The organism is Thalassoglobus sp. (assembly GCF_048270125.1).
Classification (GTDB): domain Bacteria; phylum Planctomycetota; class Planctomycetia; order Planctomycetales; family Planctomycetaceae; genus Thalassoglobus.
Genome location: NZ_JBLWTN010000002.1, coordinates 436,273 through 462,641, shown reverse-complemented (window position 1 = coordinate 462,641; position 26,369 = coordinate 436,273). Strand labels below are relative to the sequence as shown.

Sequence of the window (26,369 nt, the reverse complement as noted above, 5' to 3'; positions counted from 1 at the left end):
AGAGGAAGAGGCAGATTTTCAACTCTTACAGAATTCTTACATTCGTTTTACGAGTTCCTGACCACTCACTTTCAGTTTTTGCATCTAATAACTGTCATGAACGCTCCGTTCATTTTTCGCGACCCGATAACCTAACGTCGTCAAACTTTTCTGGACTCAGGGGAGTCGACACCAGATTTCGGGATCTGCTTGAAAACGTTCTCTTGAGAAGGAATCGAACGATGAAGATGAATTTCAAAGCAATGATAGTCACTGGTCTGGCAGTCGTCTTGATGAATGCCGGGATGACTCAGGCAGAACAGGTCACGCTAGACGTCTCTCCAGCTTACACTGTTCTCAAGTCAGGAAAAAAGCAGACGACATGGATTCGCGTCGGCGTGACAGGCTTCGAGATGAAAGCAGACAAAGAGCGGGCTCCGGTCAATGTCGCCATTGTTCTCGACAAGTCTGGATCAATGAGTGGCGAGAAGATTGCAAAAGCTCGTGAGGCAGCTATGGGAGCGATTGACCGCCTTGGCCCAAACGACATTGTGAGCGTGGTTACCTACGACACGACCGTCAACGTTTTAGTTCCGGCAACGAAGTTGACGGACAAAGCATACGTTAAAGCTGCCATCGCTGGTGTCAATTCAGGTGGCGGGACAGCGTTGTTCGCAGGTGTCAGCAAAGGGGCTGCGGAAATCCGAAAGTTCCTTGAGAAAGAACGAGTCAACAGAATCATCCTCCTTTCTGATGGACTGGCAAATGAAGGCCCGAGTTCGCCAAGCGAACTCGGAGCCTTGGGAGCCTCATTAAAAAAAGAAGGCATTCCAGTTTCCACACTCGGTCTAGGACTCGACTACAACGAAGATCTGATGGCTCAACTGGCGAGTAAGAGTGGCGGAAATCATGAATTCATTGAACGTGCTACTGAACTCGCAGACATCTTCAATCGAGAATTCGATGACGTCACCTCGGTTGTCGCACAAGAAGTGAGTATCAAAATTGTGGTCCCCGAAGGAATCCGACCGATTCGTGTCCTGGGCAATGATGCCGAGATCGCTGGCCAGAACATTCAGCTCCTGTTCAATCAACTCTATAGCAAACAAAACCGACATGTCGTTCTGGAAGTTGAAGTTCCTCCATCAGAAGATGGTCAAAAATTGTCGCTCGCAAAAGTTTCAGCGAACTATCAAAACATGCAAAGTGGAGAGACTGATAGTTTGAGCGGTGCGGCACCAGTGAAGTTTAGTGACAAAGACCAACTTGTTGAAAAATCGCTGGATAAGAAAGTCATGGAAGATGTTGTTGTCTTCGTTGCAAATGAGCAAAACCGACTGGCGACAGACTTCCTTGATGCAGGCGATCTCTTCAAGTGTGCCCGGACACTTGAAGAGAGCAACATTTTTCTGAAAGAGAACTCTGACAAACTCGGACGAAGCGTGAAACTCGAAGCGATCATCATCTCGAATGGCGCTCAGGTTCAGGCACTTAAAAACCGAGAGGTAAACCGCGCTCGAAAAGACATGCGGTACCTCCAGAATTCCATTGACCTCAACACGCCTGAGATTTCATCGAAGTTGCAAATTCAGGAGCGTGTTCAATCACCCGCTCAAGCGAACCCATAAAAACCTTGAGTCGCGAAGAGCCGCCACACACTTGTTCAGAGCAAAGCGATGCTCTGAACAAGTTTTCTTCTGCGCTCCGACTTCTTGAATTCCCTCGCTGCATCCTTGCGAGCGACCTCAAGACGCCCACGACTTCAGCGATGAGTCGCTCAGGCCGCAATCAAGTTCGCTCTTAATCTTCGTTCATCAGGGACAGCTTGGTACAATTTGAATGTGAATCGTTCGTCCAAATTTCTTCTGTTGCTTCTCGTACTTCTCCCGCTGGGGCTATTCGCATGGGGAGGAGTTCGCCTCGCTGCGCACGAACGTGAACGTGTGCGGGCGAACATTCAACAACTGCTGACCAACCAACTCGCCGAGATCGATCGTTCAATCACTGGACAGTTTGATGCGTTCGCTGCCGACTTACAGCAGCTGACTGCAATCGATGAATACGACGCCAATCGGCTCCGCGACATCGCCCGAAACGATGCCCGCGTATTTCAAATATTCGTGATCAATCCGGATGATGCCCTGATCTACCCATCTCCGCTTGGGCCAGTGACTGCTGTTGAAAGGGACTTCCTTTTGAAAGCGTCCGACCTCATCAATGATCGACAAATTCAACGTTCCCAGCGTACAACTCGAGACGCAAATCGCGACACGAACGACAAGGTGTCTCACCAGAAGCTGAACAAGCAACAGGAAGGTCCCAAACAAACCGGGACGCAGAATTCCGGAGACTGGTTTGTCTGGTACTGGGGGCCGGGGATCAATTTAATTTACTGGCAAAAAAGGCCCAATGGTCACATTGTGGGAGTGGCAGTTGACCGATCTCGCTGGATCGCTGATGTGATCGCTAAACTTCCAGATACACCTGTTCCAGTCATCGATTCGAAGTCGACCTTGTCCCGACATCAAATTGTCGAATCTGGGCGTGAGGTGATATACAAATGGGGAGCATACTCACCGGCGACCAGAGAGTTGCCTGCCGCCGAGTATCGCCTGGCAGCCCCACTTTCTGCGTGGCAACTTCAGACGTATGTTCCTTTGAATCTCATGACAGCTGGGCAAAGCGGGACATTCAACTTGATGGCCGGGCTTGTCTTAAGCGGGCTCGCCTTAATGGGATTGGCCTTTGCAATTGATCGACAATACGGCCACGAATTGCGAGAGGCGGCTCGCCGTGTCAGTTTCGTTAATCAGGTTTCGCACGAATTACGCACACCATTGACCAACATTCGCATGTATGCGGAACTCCTTGAGCACGACTTTGAGACTCTGGAGCCTGCCGCATCCCATTCGCGCAGTCGACTCAACGTGATCCTTTCTGAATCGCAACGACTTACACGGCTGATCGGAAACGTCCTCACATTCGCCCGGCAGGAAAAACAGACCTTACAAGTCTGTCGGAATCAGGTCGTCGTCGATGACATTATCCAGAATGTTGTCGATAGTTTTCGACCTTCTTTAGAACAAAAACAGATCGCAGTTGAGCTCGACTTACAGAGTCCACACCCGGTTTCTCTTGACGCCGATATTCTCGAACAGATCCTTGGAAACCTCATCAGCAATGTCGAGAAATACGCTGCGGATGGAAACTGGATGAAAATTCGCAGCGCTCAATCAGAGAGAGACGTAACCATCAGCGTGACCGATCATGGACCGGGAATTGAGCCTGCGCATTGCAATCAGGTCTTCGAACCTTTCTGGCGAGCGTCGAACGATCTCAGCCAGTCGGCTGGCACTGGAATTGGACTCACGATTGCGCAGTATCTCGCGCGATTACATGGTGGAGATGTCCATTTGAATTCGTCGACGGCACAAACAGAATTCACTGTCACCTTGGGAACGGTCGCCACAGCAGGAGAAACGAAATGAAGATTCTGATCGCTGAGGATGATACCTATACTCGTGATGGTCTCGCAGAAGTGATGAGGGGAGAAGGCTATCAAGTTTTCACAGCCGGTTGCGGACGTACGGCCATGAGGCTGTTTGAGTCCCATCAACCAGACTGTGTCTGTCTGGATATCATGATGCCGGAGCAGAGTGGCTTTGAAGTTTGCCGAAAAATCCGTGCCCAGTCACCCACTCTGCCAATTCTGTTTATCAGCGCTAAGTCAGAAGAAGTGGATCGGCTCGTCGGGTTTGAACTGGGGGCAGACGACTTCATCTCGAAGCCGTTCAGTGTTCGCGAAGTGATTGCCCGGATCCGAGCCGTCACACGCCGTACGATGGGGAGCCAACCAACACCACCTCAACCATTCCTAATGAATGACCTGGAAGTCTTTCCCGCAGAGCTCCGGGCCAAGCGAGGGGAGGCTGTCATCGAGTTAAGCTTGCGTGATGTAAAAATCCTCGAACTCTTACACTCTCGTCCCGGGCAAGCGGTCGACAGACGAACATTGTTCAAGGTTGCCTGGGGGGAAAGATACCTGCCTAGCAGCCGAACGCTCGATCAACACATCTCTCAACTCCGCAAGCGAGTCGAAGTCGACCCCAGACATCCTCTGCTGATTCAGACAGTTCACGGGGTTGGATACCGGTTTGAAGTCCCAGCGGAATCAAGAGCGTCGAGTTGAGCACTGCCACGGCATCACTTTTGCAGGTCATGGAATTCCCATAACATGCGATTCAGTCAGCCGTGTCTCCGGAACCAGTCCGAAAACCTCTGGAATAGTCGCTTTCCTCAATGTTTGAGGGAGCAATTTCACGTTTCAGGACCAGTTCTACAATAAGGTGCTTTACAGGATGCAGGAATTTTTCACGGACTGGGGAGGCTGGATTTTCGGGGCGTCGGTCTTGATGTTTCTGGGAAGCCTATGGTTTGTATCCTGGTTAATCATCCGCCTTCCGTACGATTATTTCCTGACGCATAACGTCGGGATTCGACATGCGAATCAGCTGGTCCATTACTTGTGGCTGCTGGTTCGAAATCTGTTTGGAATCCTGCTGATCGCCTCCGGAGTCGCCATGCTGGTGCTTCCAGGACAGGGGGTAATCACCATCCTGCTTGGACTGTCACTGATGGCGTTCCCGGGGAAAAATCGGATTCTGCGTTGGATTCTTGAACGAAAGAGTGTCCGAAAAACAATGAACTGGATTCGTCGCAAAGCGAAAAAACCGCCGCTGGTCTTCGAACTCGTTCTAGGATACGAGGGTCCCTCAAACGATGATCGGCAACAGTTCGGTCGATCCCGGCTGGACGTGACGGGTAACGATGTCGCCAAGTAAGGTTGTTTGAGTGACATCGTGAATCGCAATTTCTGCGAGAGTTCCAGCGAGACGCTCATTCCCATCGAACACAACAATGCGGTCACACTTTGTGCGGCCGACGAGTTGTTGTTTCGGTGAAATTTCCGGACGAGGCTTGCTCGCAACTCCATCAATTTGAACAAGATCGTTTTCATCGGGATGGCTGGCGGGATAGCCAACTGGTTCTGCTCCACCATGCCAGCCAGGCAAATCTGCTTGCTCAAGAGTTTCAGCCTCTGCCTTCTCTCGATTCAGTTTCACGGCGTGCTTACTCGGGCCTTCGACAAGCACTTCAACTGTCCGTCCGACGAACTCCGCGTTGTCTTCCCCGCTGATCTCATTCTGCAACCGGAGAAGCTCGTTGTTTCGACGTTTCTTCACCTCTTCGGGCACGTCATCTTCGTACAGGCTGAACGCTTTGGTGCCAGGGCGTGGGCTATACTTGAAGATGAAGCTGTTCTTGAAACGGAACTCGCGAACCGCGTCGAGGCACTTCTCGAAGGACTCGTCAGTCTCTTTGCAGAAGCCAACAATGAAATCGCTGGAGACCGCACAACCGGGCAATATTTCGTTGATTCGCCCCATCATTTCACGATAGTCATCCACCGTGTAACCACGTTTCATGAGCTTGAGTTGCTCATCGCAGCCATGCTGCAAAGGCACATGCAGGTACCGGGCAACTTTCGGCAGGTCGCGAATCGCTTCCAGAAGATCGGTCGTCATATCCTTGGGATAATTGGTCACAAACTTGAGCCGTTCAATCCCCGGCGTATCGTGAACGAGTGCGAGCAAATCGCTCAAGCGGCTTTGCTTACCATCTTCGGTATGTTTGTACGAATTGACAGTTTGACCGAGGAACGTGATTTCCTTCACTCCCTGATCAGCGAGCGTTCTCACTTCCGAAGCGATCTCCTTTGGAGACCGTGACTGCTCCGGCCCACGCGTATTCGGGACAACGCAATAAGTGCAAAACTTGTCGCAGCCAATCATGATCCGCACAAACGCCTGCCACGGACTCGGACGCATTGTTGGATCGCGGAGTGGATCGTAACTTTCAAAAGTTCCAGCGACCTGATCACGTGACCCTTCCTTGCGATTCAAGGAGACAGCCAACGTTTTCTTGCGCGTCTTGCGGACTTGGTCAACGAGAGACGGAATTTCTGCCAGTTGTCCTGTCCCGACAACTAGATCGACGTGCGGAGCCTTATCGAAAACCGTTTGCTGATCCTGCTGAGCCATACAGCCGATGACACCAATCACGAGATTCGGACGTTTTCGTTTTCCGTATTTGAAACGACCGACAGAGCTGTACGTTTTGTGTTCAGCATGCTCGCGCACGCTACATGTATTGAACAATACAGTATCTGCTGATTTCGGATCGTCGCACAATTCATAACCTTGCTGCTTCAGAGCAGCCACGACGAGTTCGCTGTCCAGAACATTCATCTGGCAGCCGACAGTCTCGATATAAAGTTTCCCGTTGTGTTCCATGGGACTGATTTCGTTCAGGTTCGAACCGCAATAAATAAGCGTGTGTAGATGAGTCAACAGCCGTTCCGAAGCCATTCCGAGAACGTGCCAGCTCAGTTGTTGGCGCTCATTGTGACTTGTTAACGAGGAATAGGAAAGGCAAACCAAGGCAGACTCCGACCAGGAATTAATGCAGGTCGAGAAAGAGTCGCTGTCGCCACCTGTCCTGCACGGGCTTAGAGAGGAAAGACTCCCTCACCCGGCTCTGGCTGAGAGACCAAAAGCATAAACCTCAAGCGATACGTCTGTTTGAGTCATTACGAATTCACTGGGAATTTGTGATGATTCGCCGTGATTCCCGGAAATCGGTACAGTAGCGTTCTGTCGAGCCTTGAATACCATACAGGTTTAGAGCATCTTTCGGATTGGTTTGCAGGTTCTGCCTCGTGGCGAACAGCATTTTTGCTAGAGAAATGCGTTCTTCACGGGCAAACGGTAGAGCAAACTGCTCTAGCGACCAGGCAGATTTGTGGCACACACCTGAATCAGAGCAACATCATATCTAGACAGAGATGCACCAGTTCTGGAACTGGTTTCTCGCTTCGCTAGTTCATAACTCCCATCTCTATTATGACGATCCACCCGAAAACCCTCACTGATTTACTTGATGAACTCGCAACCGGGGCGCGATCGGTCGACGATGTTCAGAAATCAATACTTCAACAACTTGAATCAACGCCCACTCAAGCGGACGAAACAGTTCGTCTTGATCTCGAACGACTCGACCGCTGCGGTTATCCGGAAGTGATCTACGCTCCGGGAAAAAGTCTCGAAGCGCTCACTGAAGGTTTTCAGGCACTCCTCTCAGCTAATCAAAATTGTCTGGCAACACGATGTTCTGAATCGCAGGGAGAATCTTTGCAAAAACTTTTCCCCGGTGCGATTTACGATCCAGTTGCACAAACAGTGCGCATTCAACTGCGCGATCATCAAGCAGGTCGTGTTGCTATTGTGACTGCTGGAACATCTGATCGTCCCGTTGCATTGGAGGCATTGGAAACACTTCGCTGGATGAACGTCGAAGCGGAACTCTTAATGGATGTCGGCGTCGCAGGTCCTCAACGATTCCTGGGCGTCAAACACAAACTGACAGACTGTGATGCCGTCGTGGTTGTAGCTGGCATGGAGGGAGCCTTGCCCTCTGTTGTCGCGGGCTGGCTCAGTTGCCCGATCATCGCAGTTCCAACTAGCGTTGGTTACGGAGCAGCTTTCGGAGGAGTAGCAGCGTTACTCGGCATGCTCAACAGCTGTGCCTCAAATGTCGCAGTCGTCAACATTGATGCCGGGTTCAAAGCCGCCTATCTGGCCGGGATGATTGCGCAACGCCCCGCGAAGGAACAGTCTTAAAATAAATAAAAAAAGCCCACGATCACTGAATCGTGGGCTTTTAGAACATCTCTCGAATTGGTTTGCAGGTTCTGCCTCGTGGCGAACAGCATTTTTACCGGAGATATGCGTTATTCACGGGCAAATGGTAGAGCAAACTGCTCTAGAATCTTGAGCTTCAATCACTTGGATTTGAGATCGTAGTTCACAGTTTGTGGTTCTGTTGTGACAACCAAAACATGTTTGCCATCAGGTTGTACGTTTGCCAAACGTGGTGGCATCGACTCGACTGCCCCAACATCTGCAGCATCTTTTCCCTCAGGAATCGGGTCACCATTAGGAAGAGTCAACTTCGAAAACGTGACGTCATACGTCCCCGCCTCAAGTCCTGGCTCCATCGAAAAGTGCATTGCTGTAAACTTTCCGCTTGCATCGGTGATAGCGTAACCACCAGTACCAGTCGTTGTTTTTTGTGGAAGAAAGCTCATAGTTCCACCGGGCCACGGAGCACCATCAAGAGTGACGGTTCCATCAATTTGGACCAGCGCCCCTGGCTTCTCGTAGCCCGCTTTCTTTGAACAACCACTCAAAATAGCGGGTACCAGAAGACAGGAAAGAACGAAGCCTGAAATAAGAGATTGACGTTGCATTGCAAAGTTTTCTAGCTTGATGAGTGATGTTGAACTATTTAGAGGGAGTTTTCAAGGAGTGGTGAAATGGCTGAACCAACGTGAGCCCCAGACTCTTTCGAATCTAAAAAAATCTCAGGTTGGTCCATTCCGACTTCCCCATGACCTACATATTCAGGCAATACTGTATCGTTTTTGCGCACTCAGTGTGCGTCAAAATGGGTCACAGCTAAGCTGATAGCTTTTTCTGTAGGACACATTCGTACTTTCTGTGCCCGTGGAGAAGCGGTTCTCTCTTGAACAACGCTGCCCCCACGAGACAGATAACTTATACGATTTCCGTAAAGACTCTAGAAGCAGGCTCAAAACCTATGGAATTGCGACCATTCTCTGTGTCAGAGAAGTGCACAGCAAGTTTTGAGACCAGTTCTAGAACTCGCCGATGACATTTCCGTCGTTAATTCGTGCGAGGTTAACACGAGTGACGGAATCAACATTTTCCGAAAGGAAGCGAACTGAACCGTCTCCCATCAAAATTTGAATTCCACCAACGTGAAGACTTCCAGGCTCGCCCCATTCACCGTTTCGACCAGGCTGGAACTGAAGATTTGGTGGAGATCTCCAGGCACAGCATCGGAAATTGTTAATTCCGCGTGAGGCTGCGAGGTTCACTCCCTGGCCAACGTGCGACGAACAAGCCCAGGATTGAGTCTCACCATCATCAACATCGAGAGTCGTCTCAACGACTGCGACGGTATTTGATGTTCCATCTTTGAGGTCACGAAAACGACTTGAGGAGTTCAAACCGAACATAGCGCGTGTCAGTCGGCTCTCGGCAGCCCACAATGCGCCTCCGTTTCCACGTGCGACGCTGAATCCGTAAGAACTTCTTGCGGAATTGGTCACTCCACACCCGTATGAAGCATTCGCACTCGCGTACGTTTGCGGGCCGTCATCAGAAGGGCAAAGAAGAACGGTTAAAATTTGCTTAGACAGGTTCAAATTCGTATTCACGAGGGGATCTTCTCCACCAACGATCACTCCACCATTCTGATTTCGAATCCCTGTCGCCCAAGTGAATTCGAATTGATTGTAAAGAGGTCCTTGGTCAAGGTATGGCAATAACATCGGCCATCCTGAATGATTCAAAATCTGTGTCCCTGTCGGGGTTCCAGCATTCGACGATGCGTGGGCTGTCGCGTAAGGAAACATCCCAGCTGCATCATGGTAGTTATGCAGGGCGAGTCCAATTTGCTTCATGTTGTTCTTGCACTGAGAACGTCGAGCCGCCTCACGTGCTTGTTGAACTGCCGGAAGTAGCAACGCTACCAGGATCGCAATAATTGCGATCACGACCAACAGTTCAATCAGGGTAAATCCTCGCCGCTTCCGCTGCGAGAATGTTGAGCTCAACCAACCAGTATTCATGCTGCACCTTTACTAAAATAGAAATATGGAAAAAACCAAAAGCTCAATTGACGAATGACTTAATACAAATTTTTTCCGTTGTCGCGAATCGTTCTGAAGCCTCTGAGACAGACCCCCACACCAACCCCCATACCAAGGGCCGCCGGCAATGGTTCCGAAATACTTCTGATTTAAGAGGTTTCGAGATCTTGAGCAAGCTTGTCAGAGCAACAAACACATTTCACTAATGTAAACACCACTTATTACTCATTAGTTTCTGCATGAGTTGGAAAAAAACAGAACATTTTTTCCTAATGCACGAAACGTGCCGAAAACCGATCAAAAATCACCGTTTCGTAGCGAGGGTTGATTCGATCCGCGATCCTGTTCATCGAATTTGTGGTCACTGATATTTAGCCAGAACTATTCGAATAAATACAGTTTAACTAAACGCTCACCACGACCTCTATATAAAACGCTCTTTATCATTACGAATCAACCTGTTTTTCCAAAACTCTAACGCATCAACCCCGCCGCATGTGAACCCGCTAACCAAAGCGAACGGCAGCGACCACTCAAGAAGCCAGGCCAAAACTGCTCACCCTGCACCCTCAGAAGAACGCCTCACCTCGGCCCCCTGCCCCAGCGCCACATTTAACTTTTGAATCAACGACCACACACCTTCTCAGAGCTCCGACAGCCGAATGCAAAGCCGAGAAATCCAGACTCTACAGAGCTGAAACTTCCCGCGAATGTCTTGAGAAATTCCCTGACAGGTTTGTTGATACTACGAAGCTCCAACAATACCGTTGAACATGCCCCGACTGAATCTGTCATTTGGTTTGAACTTCGGCCCCGTTTCGACCACTTACCCTTAGGTTCATCAGAGCAGACTCAACATTGGCCGTTACGTCCTTCCTCGTGGCGATCAACATACAAACCGAGGCAGGAAAGTGACCTCCCCGGGACGGCAAGCACTGAAAACGCTTGAGAGTCGTCGAAACTTCGGTGAGGAAGTTTCCGGACCAGACCTTCTTCAACCTCTGAGGCAAAGGCTTCCATGAAGATCATTCTTTACCCACCCGTCGACGGAGTCCGTCTGGCGAAAATTCGCAACGCAGCAGAGTCAGTCCCGCTGGTGAATTGTCAATCAGAGGAAGAAGCTGCCAGAGAAATCGTCGACGCCACGGGATTCATTGGAAAGATCACGCCGCAGCTCCTGGAACATGCGGAGCAGCTGATTTGGGTACAATCTCCGACAGCGAGCCTCGAGCACTATGTCTTTCCGGAACTGATCGAGCATCCCTGCAAGCTGAGCAATATGCGAGGACTATTTTACGATGTGATTGCCGATCACGTCTTTGGCTACATCTTATGCATCGCTCGAAATCTTCACATCTACCTTCGCCAGCAGAGGGAGCAGCTTTGGAATCCGATCGGCACCGCTCCCGGTCAGAACACGCTCGCGAGTGCAGTTGGAACAGAAAGTGAGATTGATCGTCGACACATGCACCTTTCTGATTGCACAATCGGAGTTGTCGGCGTCGGCAGTATCGGTGCCGAGATCTGCAAGCGAGCGGAAGCGTTCGGAATGACAGTGCTCGGAGTCGACCCCATCGTCAAAAGTGTGCCCGGCATTCTTGAGGATGTTTGGAGCCTGGAAGGTTTGGATCAACTTTTGGCGGAGAGTGATTTCGTTGTGATCGCAGCTCCACAAACACCGGCAACGATCAAGATGTTTCGTACGGAGCAATTTCAGAAAATGAAACCGTCTGCCTGGGTGATCAATATTGGTCGAGGAATGATCATCGATCTTGCGGATCTGACAGAAGCCTTGCAATCGAACGAAATCGCAGGAGCTGCACTCGACGTTTTCGAGATAGAACCGCTGCCATCCGGACATCCGCTGTGGGGGATGGAGAACGTGATTATCACGCCACATGTGGCAGCAGCGTCGACGCATGTCCCTCAAAGACATCTCGAAACCTTACTGGAAAATGTCCGTCGTCATGTCGCAGGCGAACTTCCTGCAACGCTTGTTGACAAGAAAAATTGGTTCTGAAATGCCCCCCAGAGAGTCGCCTGAATTTCAAAAATCGCATCATTCTTTGACTCGCGCTAGCCAGTCTGGTATCAATAAAGTATGATTTGTTGAAGCATCCCAACCTGTTTGAGTCACACGGCTCGCTTACCTGATACGACCCGCAGAACACCCCAAGAACCCCACCCTTCCAGTGATGACCCAGTCAGGAATTCTTGACTCATCGATGGACGTTGTTAATTTCAAACATTGTTTTTGTTCGTCTTCACTTTTTGCAAGACGCAATTCAAGCCTTGATATGAGGTCATGGAATGAAGCTGTTTCAATTCTTTCGTCTCGCCGGTGCCCTCAGTCTATTGGCTTTCGGCCCTTCTCTGAGTCAAACTTCGCTGAGCGCAGATGACTCGGCGGCGTCGCTCAGCCCGGTCGAATCTCTTTCGATTGGTCCGAACCTCGGCTCAGATTTGAAGATCGTCGGAAAGGATGCCCGTGTTCAACTCTTAGTGAACGCCAATCATACAAACGGTCGCATCTCAGATGCGACTCGAACGGCTGAGTTCAAAATTGAGCCGGCCGACATCCTCACGATTGATGAGACAGGGCTGCTGACTCCACTCCAAGATGGAACTGCTCAAGTCACTGCCTCTCTCTCCGGAAAGAGTGTGACCGCTTCTGTCCATGTGGAAGACTTCGCTGGCAATCGTCCGATGAATTTCAAGGATCAGATCGTTCCCGTGTTTACTAAGCTCGGTTGCAACAGTGGTGGTTGCCACGGAAAAGCAAGCGGTCAAAACGGTTTCAAGCTCTCCCTGCTGGGATTCTATCCTGAAGATGACTACGAATTCCTTGTGAAAGAAAGTCGTGGACGCCGAATCTTTCCGCCTGCTCCTGATCGGAGTTTGCTACTCACAAAACCAATCGGTGCCTCACCTCATGGTGGGGGAAAACGAATGGAAAAAGACTCTTACGAGTACCGCATCATTCGCCGCTGGATCGAAAAAGGAACGCCTTACGGTGAAGCGACTGATCCTGTCGTCACCGGAATTCGGTGTTACCCAGAAGGGCGCGTCTTAAGTCAAAACGAAAAACAGCAAGTCACAGTCTACGCCACCTACAGCGATGGACGACTCGAAGATGTGACCCGGATGGCACTGTTCGAACCAAACGATACAGAATTGGCTGAGGTGAATGAATCAGGACTTGTGACCACTCTCGACCTTTCTGGAGAAGTGGCCATCATGGCTCGCTACCAAGGTCAGGTCGCCACATTCCGAGCGACAATTCCGCTCGGTGCAGAAGTCGCCAGTACGCCGCCTGTCAAGAACTTTATCGATGAAGCAGTCTTCAACAAATTGAAATTGCTCGGAATTCCACCATCACCGCTCAGCGATGATTCCACATTCCTGCGCCGGGTTCATCTCGACATCACCGGAACTCTTCCGACTGAAACAGAGGTCAAAGACTTCCTCTCCGACCAAAGTACCGACAAACGCAGCAAGCTGATTGATCGACTCCTCGATAGCCCAGAGTACGCGGACTACTTCGCAAATAAATGGAACATGGTTCTGCGGAACAAGAAGAGACAGGCACAAGACCAGACAGGAACGTACATGTTCCATGACTGGATCTGGAACAGCCTGTACGACAACAAACCGTATGATCAATTTGTGAAAGAGATCGTCACCGCATCCGGTGACCCAACGATGAATCCTCCGGTGATTTGGTATCGTGAAGTCTCCGACGCCAACCAACAGGTGGAGGACGTTGCTCAACTCTTCCTGGGAGTGCGAATTCAATGTGCTCGCTGCCATCACCATCCATTCGAAAAGTGGAGCCAAAACGACTACTACGGATTGGCTGCCTTCTTCAGCCGTGTGGGAAAGAAAAATCTGACCGCAGGAGTCCAAACAAACTTGCGGGATCGACGCATCTTCCATAATGAAGGTGTTGCACAAACGCCAAACCCTCGGAGCGGTGTTCAACTCAAACCGATGGCACTCGGCAGCGATCCATTCGATGTTGCTCCAGATCGTGACCCACGCTTCCGTCTGGCCTCTTGGATGGCACAACCTGACAACGCTTTCTTTGCAAAATCTCTGACAAACCGCTACTGGAAACACTTCTTCAGCCGCGGAATTGTTGAACCTGAAGATGACATGCGAGAAACGAACCCACCATCAAACCCAGAACTGCTCGATGGTCTCGCCAAGCATTTCATTGACTCTGGATTTGACTTGAAAGAACTGGTCCGCACGATTTGTAACTCGTCGACATATCAGCTCAGTGCTTATCCGAACGATTACAATCTGAAAGACAAACAGAACTTCTCACGGTACTACCCAAAACGGCTGACTGCAGAGTCGCTGTATGATGGATTCCATCAGGTCACCGCCACGACTCAAAACTATACTGGCATGCCGCAGGGAACCAGTGCAGTCCAACTTCCAGATGCATCGATCGGTCCATACTTCCTGAAAGTATTCGGACAACCTCAAGCCGACACAGCTTGCGAGTGCGAACGATCACAGGAAGCGAACCTGGCTCAGAGCCTGCATTTGCTGAACAGCAGCGAAGTGCAAAACAAGATCAGTGCAGCCACCGGACGTGCTGCCACACTAGCGACTCAGAAAGAGCGACCTCACGCGGAGCGAATTCAGGAATTGTACCGCTGGGTTTACGCTCGTGAACCTGACGCTGAAGAACTCCAGATTGCCCAAGGGCACATCGACAAGAACAAAGAGAACGAAAAGATTGCCTACGAAGACATTTTGTGGGCCTTGATTAACACCAAGGAATTTTTGTTCAACCACTAATTTTTGTCCCAGCGCCAGACTCATCTGGCATTGGGCGTCGAAGCCTGCTCCCCGTTGAGCAGGCTTTTTAAAAGCGAGTGTGTGTCGCACACCACTTTCTGAATCCTCCACGACTCCTCCCTCCACGGAATAGACATGTCTCTTGCAAACATTTCTCTTGCAGACTTTGGGGCTGTTGTGAATCAGTGGCGACAATACTTTGTATTTTCAGTCTGCCTGCTTGGTCTCCCAGCAATCTCAGTTGCCCAACTTCCACAAACTCGTTTGTACGCGGTTTCACCGCCGGGCGGGCAAATCGGCCAGGACTTTGATGTCGTCGTGACATCAGGGGCTGATCTCGATGAACTGTCGGAGATGGTCTTCTCAAACCCCAAAATCACCGCAAAGCAGAAAACGGTCAACAACGTTCCGGTCAACAACACGTTTGTTGTCCATGTCCCCGATGATGTCGCTCCTGGAGTGTACGAAGTTCGCTGTGGGGGACTTTTTGGGTTCAGTAATCCACGTCGATTCGCTATCGACAACTCCTCAGCTGCATTAGACCCTGCTGACAATAACTCAGCCGAAAAAGCGGCGCCTGTCGAGCTAGGTCAAACGGTCAACGGTCGGCTGGAGTCGGGGAACGACATCGACTGGTTCCGTGTCAGTGCGAAAAAAGGTCAACGCATCACTTTTGATGTGTGGGCAGAGCGGCTTGATTCCAGAATGAAGCCCGTCATCGCAATCTTCGATGGAACAGGACGGTGGCGTCTCAAGTGGTCACAAAATTCTGTCAGTGGAGATCCGGTTCTTGTCTTCGACGTCCCCAGCGATGGTGAATATTGCATCCAGCTTCGAGACATTACCTACCGTAACGGGGCGGAATATTTCTACCGATTGCAAGTCCATACGAATCCATACATTGAGTATGTCTGGCCGCCAGTAGGGACGGCAGGGACCAAGGCTTCAATGACCCTCTTCGGTTACAACCTTCCCGGTGGACAGAAGAATGGTGAACGTCTCAACCAGATTGAGCTCGAGTCATTAGCTGTCGAAATCGACATTCCAGCCCAGGCTGATTTGCTCAAAACCGAATCTCGAATCCGACCACTTTCAGGAGGGATTGACGGTTTTTCGTACCGTCACACTGTGGACGGGAAAGCTTCGAATCCTGTGTTCATTGGAATCACCGATCAAACTGTGATCGCTGAAGTGGAACCGAATGATGACGCCAAACAAGCACAAACAGTAACTGTTCCGGTTGAAATTGGGGGGCAATTCAAAGAGGTTGGAGATAGCGATTCGTATCGCTTCACAGCCAAGGCGGGTGAGGTTTATTACGTTGACGTAAAAGCGGAACGCCTCGACACAACTGCCGATCCATATTTTGTCGTGAATCAAATCACTCCCGGAGCTGACGGCACCGAACAAGTGAAGCGACTCACCGCACAAGACGATGTCGCCACAAATCTGCTGGTAAATGTTTTTGACACCAAAACCGACGACCCAGTTTTCCGTCTCCAAATCCCAGCCGATGGAATGTACGAGGTCGTTCTTCGCGACCGCTACTGGGAATCGCGTGGCGATCCATCGTTACGTTATTCACTGGCAATTCGCAAAGAGAGCCCAGACTTCCGTGTTGTGGCGATTCCTTCAGCACCAACTCCGGGACAAACCTGGCCGTCCGGGATTCGCCGTGGTGACCAGTTCCCAATTTCTGTACTTGTGTTTCGACAAGATGGCTTTAACGGTCCGATCGAAGTCTACGCTGAAAACCTGTCCAAGGGTTTCACTTGCCCTGCGGTCGTGGTAGGTCCGGGAGTCACTTCATCAACACTGATCGTCACAAGTGCAACGGATGTCCAACCAGGGATCCAACACCTCCAACTTAGAGCACGAGCAAAAATCGAAGACCCGGCACTCGCCCGCAGCGTGACAACTGCAACAACCGCCGTGGCGAACGCCTTCAAACCAATCGCCGATCTCCAGAAGAAAGTTGCGGAGACGACTGAGCAAGTGAAAGCCCCAGAAGCCGCATACAACGCCGCACTCAAGGCATCCGAAGCGGCTCCCGATGACGCAAGCCTCAAAGAAAAAGCTGCTGCCGCAAAGAAAATTCTAGATCAGGCTGTGGCTCAAAGAGATGCAGCCACAACAGCTCTGACCAACGCCCAGAACGCCCTCAATACGGCACAGGCTAATCTCGACGCAACAACGCAGGCATTGAAAACAGGCACACTGAATGTCGTACATCCAGTTCGTGCAGGGACAATCGTCTGGGGCAATGCTGCCAATATTCCAGCAATCTCCCGGATCACCGAGACCATGGCAGTGACTATCCTCGATGAACCTGCCCCATTCCAGGTCCGTAGCAATGTTCACCGTTTCACAGTCAATCAGGGACGGCAAATTCTCGTCCCCGTCAAACTGGAAAAACGTGCAGGGTTCGACGACAAAGTCACGTTAACGACTCAAGAACTCCCGAAGACTTCCAACATCGACTTCCCGAACTCCGCTTTCGAAAAAGGCGAAGCAGAAAAGACTCTGCGAATGTTTGTGAACGAAAACTCTCCTCCGGGGATCTATACGGTCTGGATGCAAAGCCAGGGTCAAGTCGGATACCGTCGGAATCCAGCGAAAGCGGAAGAACTCAAGCAAGCCAACGAAGCTGCGAAAGCTACAGCAGCGGCAGCCAAGCAAGCCGAGGCGGCTGCCACTCAAGCAAAAACCGCAGCAACAACTGCTTTCACCCAAGCTCAGCAAAAACTGACGGCATCACAAACCGCTCTCAAAACAGCTGAAGCTGCAGTGACCACTGCCCAGCAAGCTGTTGAAAAGTTGAAAGCAGATTTTGCAGCATTAACAACAAAGCTGAACGAGCAGAAAACTGTAGAGGCGAAACTTACAGCCGAAATCGCTCTCGCCACTAAAGCACTGGAGGCTCAGAAGGCAGAACTCGCAGTCGCAGAAAAGTCACTTGTAGATAGTCAGACCACTTTGAAGCAGGCAAATGAACTTGCTGCTACCGCACAACAGAAGGTTGCTGAACTCACCAAACAAGTCGCAGCTCAACCAGACAATGCGGAATTGAAAACACAGCTCGACGCTGCCAATGCTGATCAAGTCACTCAGAAGCAAGCAGTCGATGCAGCGACAACTGCAGTTCAGGAAAAGACCACAGCCCGTGACACCGTGAAGAAAAAATTTGATGTCACGACAGCTCAACTTAATCAGTCTCAGCAGCAACTCACTGCTGCAAAAACTGCATTGGCCGCCTCAACGAAGGCTGCTGCAACCGCCGAGGCACAAATGAAGGCAGCCGAACAGACTGTTCTTGCTAAACAGGCTGAAGTCAAAGCTGCACAAACAGCAGTCACACAAGCTGATGCCGAGCTCAAAGCAGCGACCAAAGCCAAAACTGATGCCGAAGCGGCAGAGGTTGCAGCCCAAGCACTCGCAAAATCAACGGAAGCAGCACGAGTCGCTGCCGAAAAAGCCTTCACAGCCGCAGACACTGCCGCCAAACCGAAAAATATCAACTTCACACCTCCGACCACCCCGGTTGTCGTTGAAGTTCTCCCCTCTCCTGCAAAACTGGCAGCGACTGTTCCCAATGGAGGAAAGGTCAAAAAGGGTGAAGCGATGGAAGTGACCGTCAAAGTGACACGCCAAAACGGTTTCACTGGTCCAGTGACACTCGCATTAGAATCCCCTGCCGGTGTGACCGGCCTGACCGCAACTCCGGTTGTCGTTCCTGCGGATCAAGCTGAAGGAAAAATCGTCATTCAAACGACAGGAGAAGCCCCGGATGGGAAAGTCGAAAATCTCGTCGTCCGTGGCGGCATGGACTTCAACGGTCGTGCCGAAGTTGACTCACCGGTTGTTCTTGAAGTCACGAAATAACCAACATTTCATCACTCACTTTTTGTTCATCACTGAAAAAATCAACCCTATGGTTGCTAAGGACTTCGCAATGAGAATTGCACTTTGTCTCATCGTTTTACTCACAATTTGCTCCACAAGTTTCGCCGACGAAACGATCACACCAGCTGATCCTAAGTTAGATCGTGCGGTCGACTTCTATAAGGATGTTTATCCCATCCTGCAAAGCAAATGTCTGGCGTGCCATAGCGGTGCACTTAAAGAAAATGATCTCGCATTGGAGAGCGCCGAGTCGATTCTCAAAGGGGGAGCCAGCGGCGAATCAGTCGTCCCAGGAAAACCCGAAGAGAGCTACCTGTATCTCGTAGCGGCTCGGATTGATGAGCCCGTCATGCCTCCGCTTCCAAACAAAGTTCAAGCGAAAGCTCTGACTCCGAAAGAGCTCGGAATCCTTAAGCAGTGGATCACCGAAGGGGCCAAGGCTGGCGAGCGACAGGTTGACAACTCCATCGCCTGGCAACCTGTCCCTGAGTCATACAAAGCCGTTTACAGTCTCGCACTTGGACCAGACAACCGCTTCGTTTACGCCGGACGTGGAAACCGAATTTTCGTCTACGATATCAACACCGGTGAAGAGGTCGCACGAATGAGTGACCCGGGTCTCCTCGCACTGCGAGAGGGAGATCAACCAATCTACGGAGCAGGAGTTGCACACCGAGACTTCGTCCATTCACTGGCGATCAGTCCAAATGGACAAACTCTCGCTTCAGGTGGATATCGAAATGTGAAACTTTGGAATCGAGAAGCTCCAGCACCGCTCGGAAATCTTGATTTGCCAGCGAAGGTCAAAGCAACAGCTGTCGACACGACCGGAAACTGGGCAGCATTTCTGCTTGAAGATAACCGCATTCAGCTTTGGAATCTGGCCAACGGCCAACCCGGTTTAGTAATCGCCGCTGACGATCAGGTGCTTCATGCGATTGCTTTTGGTCCTGAACAAAAATCTATTCTCTCGGGGACAGAGTCTGGAACCATTCGAATTTCCAAAATCGCTGACGGAACAACAACTCTGGGACTTAAAACCCCTTCAGCAATCCACGCGATTGCCTCAATCGGAGAACCAGCACAAATCGTAACTGCCAATCTCGATCACGTCGCACGGATCTGGAACTGGGCTGATGCTCAAAAGCCTGTTGCAGAAGGAGCGGAAGCTCCGAAACCAGCGTTCGAACTTAAAGGACACACTCAGCCGATCACCGCAATCGAAGTTTTTGGTGAAAGGAAAGAGTTAGTTACCGGCAGCAAGGATGCAACTGTTCGTGTCTGGAATCTTGCAGACGGAAAGGAACTCTTCAACCAAAACATCGGCGGACCAGTGACAGCAGTCGCGATGACGTCGGACGGGCAGTTCATCGCGGGAAGTGGCGAGAACAAAATCGCCCGGATCTGGGATCGAAAAGGAACCAAACTCGGCGACGTCCAAGGGACTCAGATTCTTGCCAGAGACCTCCAACAGAAAACGGATGACCAAACGGTCGCCAAAGCTCAATTCGCACTTGCGGACCAAGCTCTGAAGGATGCTGAAAAGGATAAGACACAGCGAGAAGAATCGCTTAAGAGCGCAAATGAACAAAAAGAGAAAGTAACGAAAGAACTCGCTGAAGCTGAGAAAAAAGCGACAGAGGCGAAAGCCAAACTAGACGAAGCCAGCAAGTTGCTCGCCGAAAAGCCAGAAGATGCTGCATTGAAAACTGCAAAAGAAGCTGCAGAGAAGGCCTACCAACCGTTAGAGGATGCTCGCAAGAAAGCGATGGATGCAGTGACCTCGGCAACGCGGGCCATCGAACTTTCAACACAATCGGTTGAGACCGCCAAGAAAACCGTTCAACTGAAGACGCAGGCAAAAACAGAGGCCGATGCAAAACAAAAGGCCGCCGACGCTGAACTCGCCAAAGTGAAAGATCTCGTCGCCAAGGCCAATCAGGTTATTGCATCAGTCCACTTCTCTCCCAATGGAAAAGTTCTTTACACCTCTGGAGTTGGCCAACCGATTCAATTGTGGAACGTCCCTGACGGCAAGGCGATTGGAGTCACAGGAGTCCCGGTTGAACAGGTGACGAAAACCTTACTCACCCCAAACGGTGCGATGATCGTACTGAATGCGGAAAATAAAATTAGTTCATGGGACGTCTCTCCACGTTGGTCATTGGCTGCAACACTTGGTCCTGACCCAGCAAATGCGTTAGACACCAGTAAATCAAAATTTGAGGACCGCGTGACGGCACTTGCATTCAGTCCGGATGGAACTCTCCTCGCAACCGGTGGCGGAGAACCTTCACGAAACGGAGAACTGATGCTTTGGAATGTCGAGTCGCATCAACTCGTTCGTCAAATCCCTGACGCGCACAGCGATACAATTTCAGACATTGAATTCTCGCGCGACGGTCAGTTTATCGTGACCGGAGCGTCAGATAAATTTGTGAAAGTCTTCAAGGTTGCAGATGGTTCCCACCTCCGCTCTTACGAAGGACACACAGACCACGTTCTCGGTGTGGCTTTCAAAGAAGATCAAAGCAGTCTGGCGAGTGCCGGAGCCGACAATGCGATTAAAATCTGGAATGTCGAAACCGGGGAACAACGAAGAACCATCAGCAACTACGGGAAGCAGGTCACTTCGGTCGACTTCGTCGGAGTGACTGACAACATCATCAGCAGTGGTGGCGATAAAGGTGTGAAGTACCACACTGCAGCGAATGGTCGCAACTACCGTTCATTCGCCGGGAACAACGACTTCGTTTACGTCGCACTCTCAACTGGTGATGAAAGTCTCGTCATTGCTGCCGGAGAAGATGGCGTCGTTCGTGTCTGGAACGGTAAAGATGGAAAGCTTCTCGTCAGCTTCGCTGCTCCAGAAGTGAAAACCGAAACTGCACAGCGTTAATGCCGACGATCTGTAATGTTCGTGTATGCCAACCAGTCGATCAGAATTCTCCCGACGATTGGCGCACTTCCATCGGACAAATCCTGGTCGCAATCGATACCGATAACGGTCTCACTGGTTACGGCGTTGGAGGAGGTGGTCGTGCGGGGCTGCACGTTATTGACACAGTCCTGAAGAAGTTGCTGATCGGACGACCTGTCGAAACGGTCGAAGACCACTGGAAAAACCTGAGCAATGCTGTCCTGTCTTTTGGGCCGGAAGGAATTGCGATGATGGCTCTGAGTGGCCTCGATCTTGCACTTTGGGACTTGCGCGGGAAACTTGCAAACCAGCCAATTGCTACTCTTTTAAACCCTGACGTGAACATCTCACAACCGATTCCAATCTATCAAACCGTTTGGGGAACCATCCCCGAGGATGTGGCGATGGGGGACTCGAGTGTCAAGCTGCACCTGGGTGAATCGACCCCCAAAGAGATCTCGACCTCTATGTTGGTCGAAAAACTTGTCGAGACAGTCCACCGAGCAAGAGAAGCCATCGGCCCGACCCGCAAGTTAATGGTCGATGCCTGGATGAAATGGGATCTCGAAACGACATTACGATTCGCTGCTCAAGCAGAACCGTATCGACTGGAGTGGATTGAAGAGCCTCTCCCACTCAACGACCGAGAAGGATATGCGACTCTTTCACGGGAATGTCCAATCCCAATAGCTGGCGGAGAACATGTCTTCACTGCGAATCAATTCCAAAGCATTATCGACCATCGGTTACAGACAATCCTGCAACCGGATGTCTGCTGGGTTGGCGGGCTGACAGAGCTCGTGAAAATTTTCGAAATGGCGAAGCGGCCAGGGTTTCAAGTGATTCCGCACCGTGGTGCAGAACTCTGGAGTTTACATGCAATCGCAGCCTTGAGTGAACAACCGCTTGCGGAATCGGGACGCCCCTGGATGAGTTGGGTTGGGGGACAACCGAGTGTGACTGAAGGAACGATCCAACTTTTAAATCGTCCCGGGTTTGGTGTCGAAATTGATGAAAACGTTTTCACTGCGAAAACAACAATCCAGCTCTGACTGCCATGCCCCCCAACATGCAGGCAACATTCTTAAAACGCAAAGAGCATCGCGAAAATCACGGCTAGAATTCCAAGCAGAGCGGTCCAGATGTACCAGTCAGGCTTTCCCGAAAGAGGATTCGTAGAGCGGATGATGTACTCGTTGCAAATGGGACACATCTCGCAGTCTTCATACACATCCGCACCACAATTGGGACAGGGGACCGAGAACGTCTCGTCAGGATCGGTCTCCCCATAATCTAGTTCGTCGTCATCTTCCCAGTTCATCTTGTTGTGGTACTCCAGATCATAGGACAAACGTTCTCTTCAAAACAAAACTCGTGGACCACGCAATGTCAGGGTGACTTCGCTTCGCGTTTCCCTTCGTTCCACCAGATAGAGATCCATGGAGAGTGGTCGATTTCTCGGGGCTCGAAGTGACCAACTGCGATGTCCAGATCGTTATCGCCGTCGAAATCACCCAGTTCGAGACAGGCGTGCTGAGAGACACCTGACTCAAGATTGTGACGAACAAATTGCTTTCCTTCGACCTGTTCGAGCCAAATCAAAGAATAAAATGGATGCTCAAAACTGAGTGCCATTGAGGAGGCCACAAGATCAATGTCACCATCTCCATCCAGATCGCCCGCTTTCACACAATATGCACCGGGCATCTTGGTGACCACATGATGGACAAATTTCAAATCGTCTGTCTGTTCCAGCCACTGAACTGAGTGGTACGGTTTCAGTAGATTGCTGTCGAGACTGTCTCCATTGGTGTAGATGATATCCCAGTCATCGTCGTTATCGAGATCGACAACATCGATCGAAGAGGACCCATAGCTGGGATCGTCCGCTGTGAAAAGCACTTTGTTCTCGAAATTCCCCGAGCCGTCGTTCAAGTAAACTTCCACAGATTCATATGCCTGAGAGAACAAGACAACGATATCCAAATCACCATCGTCGTCGATATCAATTATCGGAACATGGCTGGCCCCGTGGCGGTCACTCAGGACGTGCTCTTTAAACTGAAGCTCGCCATCTTTGGGCTGGAGTTGCTCCAGCCAGACAAGCTTTCCCGTCTCTCGCCAACCAAAGACAGCTACGGCAATATCCTGATCACCGTCTCCATCAAAATCTGCGGATCGAGCATCGGCCACTCGACCAACGCCATCGTAAATGACAGTCGATTTAATGTCCCCTCCGTCAGTGGGCATTTCCATCCAGCCTAGAAGCCCGTTGCTGTGATCTGCGGCATCGGAACTCCCCAAATCAGAGATGATCCAGTCGCGAATCCCATTCCCGTCCAGATCGCCTGGATGTGCATGCGCCGGATTCGAGAGTCCCCCAACTGTTTCAACTTTCGGTTTCCCATTTTGTAAATAAAACTGAGAAATATGCCCTTGCAACATATCTGTCACCATCAGTTTTCCAGAAGCTTTGTCGGTTCCATAATCTGCATACATGTGAGAGATCCCCGGAAGAGGGGCATCGATACGGTCAAAGCTCGCCTCAACAAAGACAATCGGTCCGGACGGGACGACTTTTTGCGCAAGTGGAATTGGAAAATCTTCAGACGAAAGATTTTCATAGTAAGAGACAACAGCTTCCAGATCTGGAGGAACTAAATCTGTGCGTCCGGACTTCTCGTAAAATTGGTATCCCTGCTCGACTTCTGCTCTCCACATACTCACCGGAAACGTGTCTGGATGAGGAAAAGCATGACAATCGGCACAAAAGCGAACCACCTCTGCATGAGATGCCGGCGGCACTGATTTTTTTTTAGCGGCGGAATCACTTCCTTTTCTAGAACATCCAAAACAACTCACGAGCAGAACCAAGACTAGAAATTTAGTCGCTTTAAAAGAACGAAGCATCAACAAGGACCCCGACAAAGGAGAATACAGGCCGCGCGCATTCGGGGGAAGTATGGCTAACGTCTCACAAAAGCGAAATGCTCACACATAAGATACCTTCGAGAGAACCTCACGAGCGTCAGGGCACTTCCATTGCTTGCCCTGCGCATCAATGACATTATCATCAAAGACTGCCCGCCACGGGACAGAACACATCCATCTTCTCCCGAATGGCTTTAGATGCTTCTTCTGATCTTAATTGCACTCAAATTGTGCTTCGGCATGACGCTTGGAACGAATTTTCCGAAAAGCCTTTCGAACGATGTCCCGACTCCAGCGGGGCGAATCCCCCGGCTTGTTCGTCGCGACGAAGAGCCGGTGACGTTTTGGTTTTCAATTGCGATTCAGATTCTGGTAGGCCTCCTGCTGATTCTTTTTGATTCAGGTTGAAGCCAGTCATCCGGGGAATCTGGCGTCTCCATTTATGATGTTGATCTGCGCTGTGATGGCATCCTTTGCCTCTGCTCTTTAAGATGAGAATGACACTTCTTCAACAGGAAAGTTTTTAATGTTTGCTACACGCCTCGCCGTACTCTCCTCCCTCTGCCTGCCTCTTTTTTGCTCCATTGCATTTGCAGATCAAGCTCCTCGTACAGGGCTGTTTGTTGAGGGTTATTTTGACCAACTCAGTTATGTCGCTGAAGAGAAAGTTGGCTTGCATCTCTCTTCGAGTGCTGAGCAAATTTCGATGACCGTGGAGCGAGTTGGTCCGAAGAACGAGCAAGTCTTCACGCACGATGGAATCATCGGGAAGGTTTACCCGATTCCTGATCGAGCCTCTTCAGATGGCTGTAACTGGCCGGTCGCGTTCGAGTTTCCAGTCTCCAAGGATTGGCGTTCCGGATACTATCAAGTCACTCTCACCGGAAAGAAAGCAGGCGAAGAGAAACCGGCACGGGCGGTGCTATTCTTCGTTGTTCGTTCTTCACATCCTGGTCAAGACACCAAGATTCTACTTCAGCTCTCAACAAACACATACAACGCATACACCAACTGGGGCGGGCACAGTTTATACTCTTACCATGACCGAGACGGGCTTCAAGGTCATCGCGTCTCTTTCAATCGGCCAATCAATTCACAATTCAACAACTGGGAATTGCATTTCGTTCGCTGGGCGGAATCGAACGGTTACACACTCGATTATGCGGCCAACAGCGATCTGGAATTCCATCCGGAAATCCTCAAGCACTACAACTTAGTGTTGAGCGTAGGTCACGATGAATACTGGTCTGCACCAATGCGAGACCATCTGGAAGAGTACATCGCAAAGGGTGGAAATGTCGCTTTCTTCAGTGGAAACACCTGTTGTTGGCAAGTCCGCAGCGAAGAAAATGGTCGCGCACTCACAAGCTGGAAACAGGTCTATCAGCTCGATCCTCTCTATCGTACGAGTGATCATAAACTGCTCAGCACAGCCTGGAGCCATCATCTTGTTCAACGACCGGAGAACGAACTGACTGGCGTCGGATTTCTTTGGGGCGGTTACCATCGCAGCCACGGTCAATTCATGGAGGGTCCAGCTTCATACGAAGTCCATCGGCCAGAACACTGGATCTTCGCCAAGACCGACATCAAAAAGGGAGAACGTTTCGGCGGCAAGGATACGATTGTTGGTTATGAATGTGATGGCTGCGAGATGACCTGGAAAGAAGGTCTTCCATTTCCGACTCATCGTGACGGAACTCCCGAATCGTTTACGATTCTTGGAACGTGTCCGGCTCGCTGGGCACCGGGTGATTCTTACTGGTACGACAAGTTCCCCAAGGACCGCATCGGTGCTTCCGTCCTCGGAACCTATACGCAGGGAGGAAACGTCTTCACTTCCGGGTCCACCGATTGGGCTCACGGTTTACGTGGCAACGACGCAACCGTTGTTCAAATCACCCGGAACATTCTCGACAAACTGTCTCAGGAACGTGGCGAACCAGTCTCGAACTAAGACCTGTGAACTCGCTTGTTAATCGCGAATCGATTTCGCTTTCGATACGATTCCAGGAGAAAACCTGTCTC

Annotated in this window: 18 protein-coding genes; 12 read left to right on the top strand and 6 right to left on the bottom strand. The window is 50.6% G+C overall.

The features are described 5' to 3' along the window. The first annotated feature begins 221 nt into the window (after positions 1–221). From ACN0YR_RS04100 to ACN0YR_RS04085, 4 genes are all read left to right on the top strand, one after another. Positions 222–1,607, top strand: coding sequence for a vWA domain-containing protein (locus ACN0YR_RS04100; protein WP_417847919.1), 1,386 nt, complete (start codon positions 222–224; stop codon positions 1,605–1,607). Positions 1,608–1,820: 213 nt separating this feature from the next. Then, a complete protein-coding gene (locus tag ACN0YR_RS04095; protein ID WP_417847918.1) occupies positions 1,821–3,467 on the top strand; it encodes a sensor histidine kinase in 1,647 nt (548 codons plus the stop codon). Continuing rightward, on the top strand, positions 3,464–4,168 hold the full coding sequence (locus tag ACN0YR_RS04090; RefSeq protein ID WP_417847917.1) for a response regulator transcription factor: 705 nt from the start codon (positions 3,464–3,466) through the stop codon (positions 4,166–4,168). The genes ACN0YR_RS04095 and ACN0YR_RS04090 overlap by 4 nt, the downstream gene beginning before the upstream one ends. Before the next feature lie 169 nt (positions 4,169–4,337). Then, the gene (locus ACN0YR_RS04085) at positions 4,338–4,820 is read left to right on the top strand and encodes a PGPGW domain-containing protein (RefSeq protein WP_417847916.1); all 483 of its coding nucleotides are present in this window, start codon (positions 4,338–4,340) and stop codon (positions 4,818–4,820) included. On the opposite strand, the gene miaB is transcribed toward ACN0YR_RS04085, so the two are convergent. Continuing rightward, positions 4,752–6,332 carry a tRNA (N6-isopentenyl adenosine(37)-C2)-methylthiotransferase MiaB gene (gene miaB, locus ACN0YR_RS04080; protein WP_417847915.1) on the bottom strand — a complete coding sequence of 527 codons (1,581 nt, stop codon included), beginning with the start codon at positions 6,330–6,332 and terminating at the stop codon, positions 4,752–4,754. The two genes, ACN0YR_RS04085 and miaB, sit on opposite strands and share 69 nt — an antisense overlap. 609 nt (positions 6,333–6,941) lie before the next feature. Between miaB and larB the strand changes: the two genes are divergently transcribed. Further along, entirely contained in the window at positions 6,942–7,718 is a 777-nt protein-coding gene (gene larB, locus ACN0YR_RS04075; protein ID WP_417847914.1) for a nickel pincer cofactor biosynthesis protein LarB, read from the top strand. A gap of 161 nt (positions 7,719–7,879) precedes the next feature. Here larB and ACN0YR_RS04070 read toward each other — a convergent pair whose 3' ends face one another. From ACN0YR_RS04070 to ACN0YR_RS04060, 3 genes are all read right to left on the bottom strand, one after another. Then, complete coding sequence (locus ACN0YR_RS04070; protein ID WP_417847913.1) at positions 7,880–8,347, bottom strand: carboxypeptidase-like regulatory domain-containing protein; 468 nt, start codon at positions 8,345–8,347, stop codon at positions 7,880–7,882. 408 nt (positions 8,348–8,755) lie between these two features. After that, positions 8,756–9,754, bottom strand: coding sequence for a DUF1559 domain-containing protein (locus ACN0YR_RS04065; protein WP_417847912.1), 999 nt, complete (start codon positions 9,752–9,754; stop codon positions 8,756–8,758). A gap of 873 nt (positions 9,755–10,627) precedes the next feature. After that, complete coding sequence (locus ACN0YR_RS04060) at positions 10,628–10,795, bottom strand: hypothetical protein (protein ID WP_417847911.1); 168 nt, start codon at positions 10,793–10,795, stop codon at positions 10,628–10,630. Between ACN0YR_RS04060 and ACN0YR_RS04055 the strand changes: the two genes are divergently transcribed. The 5 genes from ACN0YR_RS04055 to ACN0YR_RS04035 all read left to right on the top strand — a co-directional run bounded on the left by ACN0YR_RS04055 (position 10,794) and on the right by ACN0YR_RS04035 (position 22,462). Continuing rightward, entirely contained in the window at positions 10,794–11,795 is a 1,002-nt protein-coding gene (locus ACN0YR_RS04055; RefSeq protein WP_417847910.1) for a D-2-hydroxyacid dehydrogenase, read from the top strand. The two genes, ACN0YR_RS04060 and ACN0YR_RS04055, sit on opposite strands and share 2 nt — an antisense overlap. 290 nt (positions 11,796–12,085) lie before the next feature. Further along, on the top strand, positions 12,086–14,587 hold the full coding sequence (locus ACN0YR_RS04050; protein ID WP_417847909.1) for a DUF1549 and DUF1553 domain-containing protein: 2,502 nt from the start codon (positions 12,086–12,088) through the stop codon (positions 14,585–14,587). A 135-nt stretch (positions 14,588–14,722) separates the two neighbouring features. Further along, the gene (locus ACN0YR_RS04045) at positions 14,723–18,469 is read left to right on the top strand and encodes a hypothetical protein (RefSeq protein WP_417847908.1); all 3,747 of its coding nucleotides are present in this window, start codon (positions 14,723–14,725) and stop codon (positions 18,467–18,469) included. Between the two features lie 70 nt (positions 18,470–18,539). Continuing rightward, complete coding sequence (locus ACN0YR_RS04040; protein WP_417847907.1) at positions 18,540–21,389, top strand: c-type cytochrome domain-containing protein; 2,850 nt, start codon at positions 18,540–18,542, stop codon at positions 21,387–21,389. Beyond that, positions 21,389–22,462: a mandelate racemase/muconate lactonizing enzyme family protein gene (locus ACN0YR_RS04035; protein ID WP_417847906.1), complete on the top strand. Its 1,074-nt coding sequence runs from the start codon at positions 21,389–21,391 to the stop codon at positions 22,460–22,462. Before ACN0YR_RS04040 ends, ACN0YR_RS04035 begins: the two co-directional genes overlap by 1 nt. 32 nt (positions 22,463–22,494) lie before the next feature. Here the strand turns inward: ACN0YR_RS04035 and ACN0YR_RS04030 are convergent, their stop codons facing one another. Next, a complete protein-coding gene (locus ACN0YR_RS04030) occupies positions 22,495–22,761 on the bottom strand; it encodes a hypothetical protein (protein WP_417847905.1) in 267 nt (88 codons plus the stop codon). A gap of 38 nt (positions 22,762–22,799) precedes the next feature. After that, the gene (locus ACN0YR_RS04025; RefSeq protein ID WP_417848012.1) at positions 22,800–24,131 is read right to left on the bottom strand and encodes an FG-GAP repeat domain-containing protein; all 1,332 of its coding nucleotides are present in this window, start codon (positions 24,129–24,131) and stop codon (positions 22,800–22,802) included. A 408-nt stretch (positions 24,132–24,539) separates the two neighbouring features. On the opposite strand from ACN0YR_RS04025, the gene ACN0YR_RS04020 reads away from it, so the two are divergent. Together ACN0YR_RS04020 and ACN0YR_RS04015 are read left to right on the top strand one after the other, a co-directional pair. After that, positions 24,540–24,749 (top strand): hypothetical protein, encoded by a 210-nt coding sequence (locus ACN0YR_RS04020; RefSeq protein ID WP_417847904.1) that lies wholly within the window; start codon positions 24,540–24,542, stop codon positions 24,747–24,749. 118 nt (positions 24,750–24,867) lie between these two features. After that, a complete protein-coding gene (locus ACN0YR_RS04015; RefSeq protein ID WP_417847903.1) occupies positions 24,868–26,298 on the top strand; it encodes a N,N-dimethylformamidase beta subunit family domain-containing protein in 1,431 nt (476 codons plus the stop codon). Positions 26,299–26,369: the final 71 nt, after the last annotated feature.